This is a genomic window from Sediminimonas sp., assembly GCF_024637375.1.
Classification (GTDB): Bacteria; Pseudomonadota; Alphaproteobacteria; order Rhodobacterales; family Rhodobacteraceae; genus Sediminimonas.
Map to the genome: position 1 here is coordinate 26,991 of NZ_JAGXFK010000062.1, position 8,314 is coordinate 35,304.

The 8,314-nt window shown below is 67.3% G+C and carries 6 protein-coding genes and 2 pseudogenes; 5 read left to right on the forward strand and 3 right to left on the reverse strand.

Annotation, left to right across the window (positions count from 1 at the left end; all coding sequences use genetic code 11):
• Window positions 1-69: 69 nt before the first annotated feature.
• A pseudogene (locus Q0L89_RS15175) lies at window positions 70-246 on the reverse strand (hypothetical protein); the annotation flags it as partial.
• Between the two features lie 134 nt (window positions 247-380).
• Between Q0L89_RS15175 and Q0L89_RS10610 the strand changes: the two are divergent.
• The 5 genes from Q0L89_RS10610 (at window position 381) to Q0L89_RS10630 (ending at window position 6,896) form a co-directional block, all read left to right on the forward strand.
• Window positions 381-2,771 (forward strand): glycosyltransferase family 2 protein, encoded by a 2,391-nt coding sequence (locus Q0L89_RS10610; RefSeq protein ID WP_296764776.1) that lies wholly within the window; start codon window positions 381-383, stop codon window positions 2,769-2,771.
• 70 nt (window positions 2,772-2,841) lie between these two features.
• Window positions 2,842-5,049 (forward strand): hypothetical protein, encoded by a 2,208-nt coding sequence (locus Q0L89_RS10615; protein WP_296764778.1) that lies wholly within the window; start codon window positions 2,842-2,844, stop codon window positions 5,047-5,049.
• Between the two features lie 7 nt (window positions 5,050-5,056).
• Window positions 5,057-6,121: a glycosyltransferase family 2 protein gene (locus Q0L89_RS10620; RefSeq protein WP_296764781.1), complete on the forward strand. Its 1,065-nt coding sequence runs from the start codon at window positions 5,057-5,059 to the stop codon at window positions 6,119-6,121.
• 7 nt (window positions 6,122-6,128) lie between these two features.
• Window positions 6,129-6,254, forward strand: coding sequence for a hypothetical protein (locus tag Q0L89_RS10625; protein ID WP_296764783.1), 126 nt, complete (start codon window positions 6,129-6,131; stop codon window positions 6,252-6,254).
• Window positions 6,255-6,326: 72 nt separating this feature from the next.
• Complete coding sequence (locus Q0L89_RS10630) at window positions 6,327-6,896, forward strand: class I SAM-dependent methyltransferase (RefSeq protein ID WP_296764786.1); 570 nt, start codon at window positions 6,327-6,329, stop codon at window positions 6,894-6,896.
• Window positions 6,897-6,907: 11 nt separating this feature from the next.
• Here the strand turns inward: Q0L89_RS10630 and Q0L89_RS10635 are convergent, their stop codons facing one another.
• Complete coding sequence (locus Q0L89_RS10635; RefSeq protein ID WP_296764788.1) at window positions 6,908-7,618, reverse strand: RlmE family RNA methyltransferase; 711 nt, start codon at window positions 7,616-7,618, stop codon at window positions 6,908-6,910.
• 29 nt (window positions 7,619-7,647) lie between these two features.
• Window positions 7,648-8,314: pseudogene (locus Q0L89_RS10640) on the reverse strand (Ppx/GppA family phosphatase); the annotation flags it as partial.

Sequence of the window (8,314 nt, forward strand, 5' to 3'; positions counted from 1 at the left end):
TCGGGTCGTGGCGGGGCGGGGCGGGGTATGCCCGCCAGTCACTCAGGCGCAGATCGACGAACGAGTCAATTACCGCCGCGGCACCGGAAAAATCCTGCCCGGGCATGTAGGGGCCGGGCGAGACGATGCAGGCCGTTTCGGCTGTTTTTGAGAGCGATGCAATGCGCGGGCGGCAGGCCCCAGCCGATCGAGCCCGAGGGCATAGCTGTCGGTCGCGATGTCCTGACCCAACGGGCCGGTGGATCTCTCGACGCCCTTGGCGTGGCCGTATTCGGGGTGTCAGGCGGTTGGGCTGCCGAGCCGACGGACGTTGCGCAACGCTTCCGCCCCATGTCGTCATAGGCCAGCAGGTGATGGATGGCATATGGCAGCATCGAGCCGTGGGGGCGGAACTTGACGCCGCGGGCTTTCCATACCCGGGCCAGGTGCGCTACCCTGTGCTGCAAAGGCAAGACAGGCAGGGCAAGGCTGTGAACAGGGTCGAGTTGCGCGCGCTGGCGGGCCGCGTCATGGAAAACGGTGCCGGCGTTCTGGATATGGTGCGAATGCCGCCGCGCGACGGCATGCCCGGGCTGGTGCGCATCTTCTTCACCCCCGAGACCGAGCATTCCGCCATTCTGCCCGAGGGGCTGGGCGGTGTGGTGGCGCGCGGCAGTATCGGTGGCTGCCTGGTGGCCGACATGGAACATGCCGCCGAAGAAGACGCCGAGCGTCCGCTGCGCTTGCCCATCCGCGACTGCGACGCGACCATGGTGCCCGCCGCACCGGAAACGGAGCTTTTCGCCGGGCTCAACTGCGCCGTGGCGCAGCGCAACGGAGAGTCGGTCGAAACCGTGCGCGACTGGCTGATCTGGCACCGGCGCGTGCACGACCTGCAAGCCGCGCTGATCATCGAGCGGGCCCACCCCGAACACGCACAGCACAGCGCCGAGGCATTGCGCGCGGCGCTGGACGCGGCCGGCGCCGATGGGCTTACCGTGGTGATCCTGACCGCGCCGGTGCCTCTGGGGCAATCCGGCACCGGCCCCGAGCGCCACCCCATGAACGCGCCCGACGCGCCCGGCAAGGACCGGATGGAACAGCCGGAATGCGATCGTTGGTCGGCGCCGCTGGCGGCGTTGTCGATCTACGAACTGTTGCGCTACCGATTCCTGGCGCGGGCGCGGGCGGTGATGAACATCGACGTGCACGACCTGTTGCCACGGCTCGACACCGTCGCCGAAGGCGTGCCCGACCAGCCGGTGTTCGACCGCGCCGCCGCGGCGCCAGAGGGGCTGGTGGCGCTTTCGGGCGAGCGCATCTACCCGTGGGGCGTGCGCAAGGGCCGGGCGCCGGTCTTCGGCGACCATATCTGCCGCCGGTTCGACCGCGACTCGGGCCACGGGCGGTGGTGCGTGGCGCCCGCGCGCCTGCCCGAGGGCACGGCATGGCGCATGGTGCGGGTCACGGGTGCGCGGGCGCTGGCGCCGGTCATCCCGTTCTGGCGCTGCATGGCGCTGCGCTATGGCGCCAGCGGCGCGGAGGCGCGCAAGATCTCGCGCATCGTGCCCAAGTCCAGCCTGATCGAGGATGCCGGCCTTCTGGCGCAGGCGCGCGAGTTGGGCGCCAAGCCGCTGCGCATGCCCGAGGCCAACCTACGCCCCGAGCACCACACCACCGACCGGGTGGCGATCGTCACCACGATGAAGAACGAGGGCCCCTTCATCATCGAATGGCTGGCCTATCACCGCGCCATCGGGGTGGACGATTTCCTGATCTATACCAACGACTGCGACGATGGCACCGATACGCTGCTGGAGCTGTTGCAGGACAAGGGGCTGGTGCAGCACCGCGACAACCCGTTCCGGCAACTGGATCTGAAGCCTCAGCACGCGGCGCTGGCGGCGGCCGAGGACGAGCCGATGATCGCACGCGCCGGCTGGATGATCTGCATGGACGTGGACGAATTCATCAATATCCACGCGGGCGAGGGCCATCTGCGCGACCTTTTCGCGGCCGCGCCCGAGGCCAACATGATCTCGCTGACATGGCGTCTTTTCGGCAATTCCGACATCGCCGAATACCGGGATGGGTTCATCACCGAGCAATTCACACGCTGTGCGCCGCAGATGGCGCGAAAGCCGCACCAGGCGTGGGGGTTCAAGACGCTGTTTCGCAACCTCGGGATTTTCAAGAAACTGGGCGTGCACCGGCCCAAGGGGCTGCGCCCGCAGCTCAAGGATCAAATCGCCTGGGTCAACGGATCGGGTCAACCGATGCCCGAAACCGAGTATCGCAACGCCTGGCGCTCGACCACCGACACGGTGGGGTATGACCTGGTGACGCTCAACCACTATGCGCTGCGTTCGGCCGAGAGCTTCCTGGTCAAGCGCGACCGCGGCCGCGTCAACCACGTCGACCGCGACCAGGGGCTGGCCTACTGGTTCCGCATGAACAACAACGCCGAGGAAGACCGCAGCATCCAGCGCATGCTGCCCGCGCTGCGGGCCGAGTACGACCGGCTCATGTCCGACCCCGAGATCGCCGCCGCCCACGCCCATTGCGTGGCCCGCCACCGCGCGCGCATCGACGCGCTGAAGGCGGCGCCGAAATATGCCGCCTTTTATGCCGATCTGATCGGCGCGCGGCTCAGGGCGTTGTCGCGGCTGCACGGTCATTTCGGGGCCGGCGTGTTCCTGGCCGGGCCCGACGTGATTCCCGACGAGGTGTGGCAGCGCGAGTTGCCCGACGACTTCTTTTTTACCGTGCAAAAGGGGCAGACATCGCATTAAGCTACGCGGTGAAAGACGGGGGCGCAAAACCCCCGCGGCACGCCATGGGGCATGGAAAGGGGCAGAGACGATGGCACGCGAGCGCGAGGTCGGAACGCTCTGGATCGGCGGCAGCCTGAGCTGGCTGGAACAGCTTTGCCTCAAGTCCTTCGTCGACCGGGGCCAGAAGATCACGCTGTTCAGCTACGAGGACATCCCCAACGTGCCCGAAGGGGTGATCCGGCGCGACGGGCGCGAGGTACTCGATACCGACGATTTCATCAAGTACGAGGCCAAGAACAGCTACGCGCTGTTCGCCGACCTGTTCCGCCTGCACATGATCAAGCTCAACCCCGGCATGATCTGGATCGACACCGACGTCTATTGCCACCGGCCGATGGATTACGATGACGACTACGTGATGGGGTTCGAACTTCCCGGAGAGCACCGCGTCAACAACGCGGTGCTGGGCCTGCCCGCCGACAGCCTGATCCTGGATGACATGCTGTCATTCACCGAGGACCGCTATTCGATCGCGCCGTTTCTGCCCAAGAAGAAGCAGAAAGAGTATCGCGCCGCGCGCGATGCGGGCACGCCCGTGCATGTCAGCCAGCAGCCCTGGGGCGTGTGGGGGCCGATGATGGTGACCCATTTCGTGCATGCCCACGGGCTGGCCGACAAGGTTCAGCCACTGGATGCGTTTTATCCCGTAACATTCAGGGAAAGAACCAAATTCCTGCGCCGCGCCAGCGTGGCCGAGGGCATGGTCACCGACCGCACCACGGCGCTGCATCTGTGGGCGTCGAACAAGCGCGAGATGGGCAAGAAACACGACGGGCTGCCGCCCAAGAACTCGTACCTGGAAATGCTGGTGGCGCGCCACGGTATCCGCCCCGGCGAGGCACCGCTCAAGGGGCGCGGCAAGGCAGCCTTCCAAGGCGGCCTGGTCGACGAGATCACGCTCGACCAGGTCGAAACCTTCGCCGATCTGAGCGGGCAGGCGCGTGGCCTGGCGCTGGCGGCGCACAGCCGGTTCGATTGCGACATCCAGTTGATCGACGTGAACGAGAAGGGACAAGCCCCCGACAAGCAAAGCGACTGGGTCGGAGACTACCGCGGATTCCTGCGCGACAACGACGTGCCCGAGGACCGGGTGCAGGTGATCCGCGACCTTGGCAAGCTGCGCCCGGTGGACGTGCTGGCCAATCTCTCGGGCTTCGGCGACCGGCAGAAGGTCAAGTTCCTGAAGCCTTTTCTGGAAACCATGACCCATGCCGACACGCAGGTGTTCATGGACGTGCGCAAGGGCTCGGGCGCGTTTCCGTTTTTGCGCGATTACGGCGAGAACACGCTTCTGTCGACCCGCGAGGAGGACGGCCGCGAGGTCAGCCGCATCCGCTTTTCCCGCAGCGCGCCGCCGATCCAGGAGAACGACGAAAGCTGGGATGCCATCGCGCGTCGGCTGGCGGGCGACGGCGGCTTCTACCGGCCGGGGCCCGAGGGGCACTCGTTTCTCTACGTGCCGCGCGGCGACGACACGCTGGTGGTGACCTTCGACAACCTCGACATCACCATGACCAAGCGCGAGGATCGCCGCCCGTGGGGGTACGGGTTCATCGAGGCGCAGGGCTGGTCGATGCTGGGCGTACTGGCCGGTGGCTGGACCTGGTACCGCGAGCCCTGGGTTTCTGCCCAGTTCGACGCGCTGCGCGACGAAGGCTTTTTCAAGCGGTTCCGGCGCGTGGTGTTCTACGGCGCCTCGATGGGCGGGTATGCCGCTTGCGCCTTCTGCCCGGCGGCGCCGGGCGCCGACGTGGTGGCGATCAGCCCGCAATCGACGGTCGACAAGTCCGTCGTCCCCTGGGAGACGCGCTACAAGGTGGTGTGGGATCGCGATTTTTCCGGCCCCTACGGCGACGCGGCCGAGGTGTCGAGGGCGGCGCGGCGGGTGTCGCTCATCTACGACCCGTACGAGCCGCTGGATGCCGGCCACGCGGCGCGCTTTACCCATGACAACGTGCAGCACCTGCGGGCGCCGCTCCTGGGGCATCGGCTGGGCACGTCGTTGCAGCAGATGGGTATTCTCAGCCCGATCATCCTGGGCGCGCTGTCGGGCGAGTTGGACGAGATGGCCTATTACCGGCTGCTGCGCGCGCGCCGCGACGCACCGCGCTACCAGCGCGAGCTGTTCAACCGCGCCGTCGCCCACGGCCACAAGGCGCTGGCACGGCGGCTGGGCGAGTGGGTGCTGGCGCGCGGCGACAACCCGGCGGTGCGCCGCGGGCTGAGAAAGCTCTGAGGGCGTGATGCGCATCCTGCTGATCAGTTGTATGCGCAACGAGGGGCCGTTCCTGCTGGAATGGCTGGCCCATCACCGCGCCGCCGGGGTGACCGATTTCCTGGTTTTCAGCAACGATTGCGCGGACGGCACCGATGAGATGCTGGATACGCTGGAGACCGGCGGCGTGCTCACCCATGTGCGCAACCGCCATGCCGAAACCGGGCGCGCTGCGCAGTGGCAGGCGCTGGCCGATGCCTGGGCGCATCCGCTGCGTGCCAAGGCCGACTGGATCATGACGATCGACTGCGACGAATTCGTCAACATCCGCGCGCCCCATGACACGCTGGCGGGGTTGATCGGGGCGATGGACGGCGCCGATCTGATCTCGATGCCGTGGCGGCTGTTCGGCAACAACCGCCGCGCACGGCTGCGCGACGCGCTGACGCTTGAGCAGTTCACCCGCGCCGCGCCGCAGCCGTGCCCGTACCCGTTCATGGCGTCGTCATTCAAGACGCTGTTCTCAGCCCGTGCGCCGGTGCGCAAGATGGGCGTGCACCGGCCGCGGCTGGTGCCGGGCGCGCACCCGGACTGGCGCGACGGGTCGAACCGGGCGGTGCCGGAGGCCATCCGGCGCGGGCAGGGGGCGCCGGTGCATTACGGCCGCCCCGGCGCCAACAGCCATGTGCAGCTCAACCATTATTCGTTGCGCTCGGCGGAAAGCTACATGATCAAGCGGTTGCGCGGCCTGCCCAGCCAGATGAGCCGCGAGATCGGCCTGGATTACTGGATCGAGCGGAACTTCAACATGGTCGAGGATACAAGCATCGCGCGCATGGTCCCGGCCACCCGTGCGGCGCTGAACGATTTGCGCGCGCGTGTGCCCGCGGCGGCGCGCCTGCACGACGCGGCGGTGGCCTGGCACCGGGCGTGCTTTGCCCGACTGATGCAGGAGGAGGACAGCGTGCGCCTCTACGGGCATCTTCTGTATTGCAACGGTCAAAGCCTTCCCGCAGATGCCGACCTGCGCGACCTGATCCGCTGGCGCCATGCCAGCCTGACCCGGAAGCCGGCGAACAACAAGGATAACTGACAAGCTATTGACCCAGGAAGAGATACCGCAAGCCGGCCGTTCGCCCGAGATCACCGCGCTCGACATTTCGGCGCTGCGTCGTGAGGATCTGGCCAACCTGATATTGCAACGCTCGGAGGTGATCGCCGATTAACCCGCCCCCGGCGCCACGATCCGGGCCTGGACCGCGGGCGATTCCGGCCCGCTGACAGCGGTGGTCGATCGGTTGGGAGACGAAATCGCCTATCGCGCGCTGGCGGTGATGAAGGCCGAGTTCGACGCCCTGGCGCCGGTTCTGGACCCGGTGCTGACGCGCTCCGGCACGGCGCGCCGCCGACTGGCCGATATCGGCTGCGGGTACGCGTTTTTCGATCTCTTCGCCGCGCGGCGTTATGGCTGCGGGCTGGCGTTGATCGACATGGAGAGCAACGAGCGCCGTCATTTCGGCTTCGAGGAGGCCGGTGCGGCCTATTCCAGCCTTGAGACGGCGCGACGCTTTCTCAAGGACAACGGCGTGCCGGCCAAGGATATCCGCACGCTCAACCCGCAACGAAAAGACCCGCTGAGCCTGCCGTCGATGCACGCCGCGGTCAGCTTTCTGGCCTGCGGTTTTCATTTTCCCATAGATGCTTATCTGCCGTTCTTCACCCAGAAGGTTGCACCCGGTGGTCGGGTGATCGTGGATTTGCGCGCGCGCCGCGCCGACGCGCAGGCCGCGGCGCTGGCGCCGCTGGGTCGGCTGGAAACCCTGGTGGGCCCGCCCAAGACCCGCCGCGTGATGCTGGTGCGCGAGTAGGCCGCGCCGCCTTACCCGGTGCCGCGAAACCCCGTGGCGACGACGAACTTTTCCGAACTGTCGGCGCGCGAGGCCGGCGGCTTGATGTTCACTACCTTGGTGAATTTCTGCTTGAGCAGCTTTTGCAGCTCGCCCTCGGCGCCGCCGGCCAGCACCTTGGCGACGAATGTGCCGCCCTCGTCGAGCACGTCGAAAGCGAAATGCGCGGCCGCCTCGCACAGCGCGATGATGCGCAAATGGTCGGTCTGCTTGTGGCCGGAACTGGCCGCGGCCATGTCCGACATCACCACGTCGGCGCGCCCGCCCAGCCACGCCTTGACCTGCGCGTCGGCGCCGTCGTCCATGAAATCCAGCTGGTGGATCTCGGCGCCGGGGATCGGGTCCATCGCTTGCAGGTCGATGGCCAGGACGCGGCCCTGCCGCTTGCCGCTGCGCTGGCCCAGGGCGTTGACGCGGGCAACGGCAACCTGGCTCCAGCCGCCGGGGGCGCAGCCCAGGTCGACGACGCGCGCGCCGGGCACCAGAAAGCCGACGCGCTCGTCGAGTTCGAGGATCTTGAACGCGGCGCGGCCGCGATACCCTTCGGTGCGGGCGCGCTTGACGTACGGGTCGTTGAGCTGGCGTTGCAGCCACCGCGTCGAGGAGGGCTTGCGCCCGCGTGCGGTCTTGACCTTGACCTTGAGGTCGCGCTGTCCGCGCCCGGATGTGTTCTTGTCTGCCATCTTCGCCCCTCTATGCGCCTCGCCCCGCCTCAGCAAGGCCCTGGCGCCAATACGCCATCGGCGCTCATCTGCGCGAAAAGCAGCCCCTCTCGCAGGCCACGGTCGGCGACGCTCAGCCGGTCGGTGGGCCAGCACCTGAGCAGCGCCTGCAGGATCGCCGCGCCCGACATGATCAGCGCCTGCCGGTCGTGACCGATGCGCGGGTCGCGCCGCCGCCCCACCGGGCCCAGGTCGAGATAGCCGCGAATCACTCTGTCGATCTCGTCCGAGGTCATGCGCAGCCCGTCCACCTTGGCACGATCATAGCGCTTGAGCCCCAAATGACTGGCTGCCACCGTGGTAACGGTGCCCGAAGTGGCGACGATCTGGAAGCCATGGCGCGACTGTTCGTCCTTGTAGGGGGCGAAATCGGCGAGGTTTTCTTCGAAAAACCAGCTCATCAGCGCGAAACGCGCGGCGTCGTCCTCGACATCGTCGAACTGGTCGCGCAACGTCGCCGCCCCCAGCGGCACCGAGATCCAGTCCACCACCCGCGCGCCCGCGCCGCCGTCATCGCGCGGCGCGAATCCATCGTGCAACTGCATGATCGCCTTGATCCGGTCGCATTCGGGCACCCCGGAGACGTCGATCCATACCAGCTCGGTCGAGCCGCCGCCGATATCGACCACCAGCAGTTGTTCGGTCAGGGGCGACACC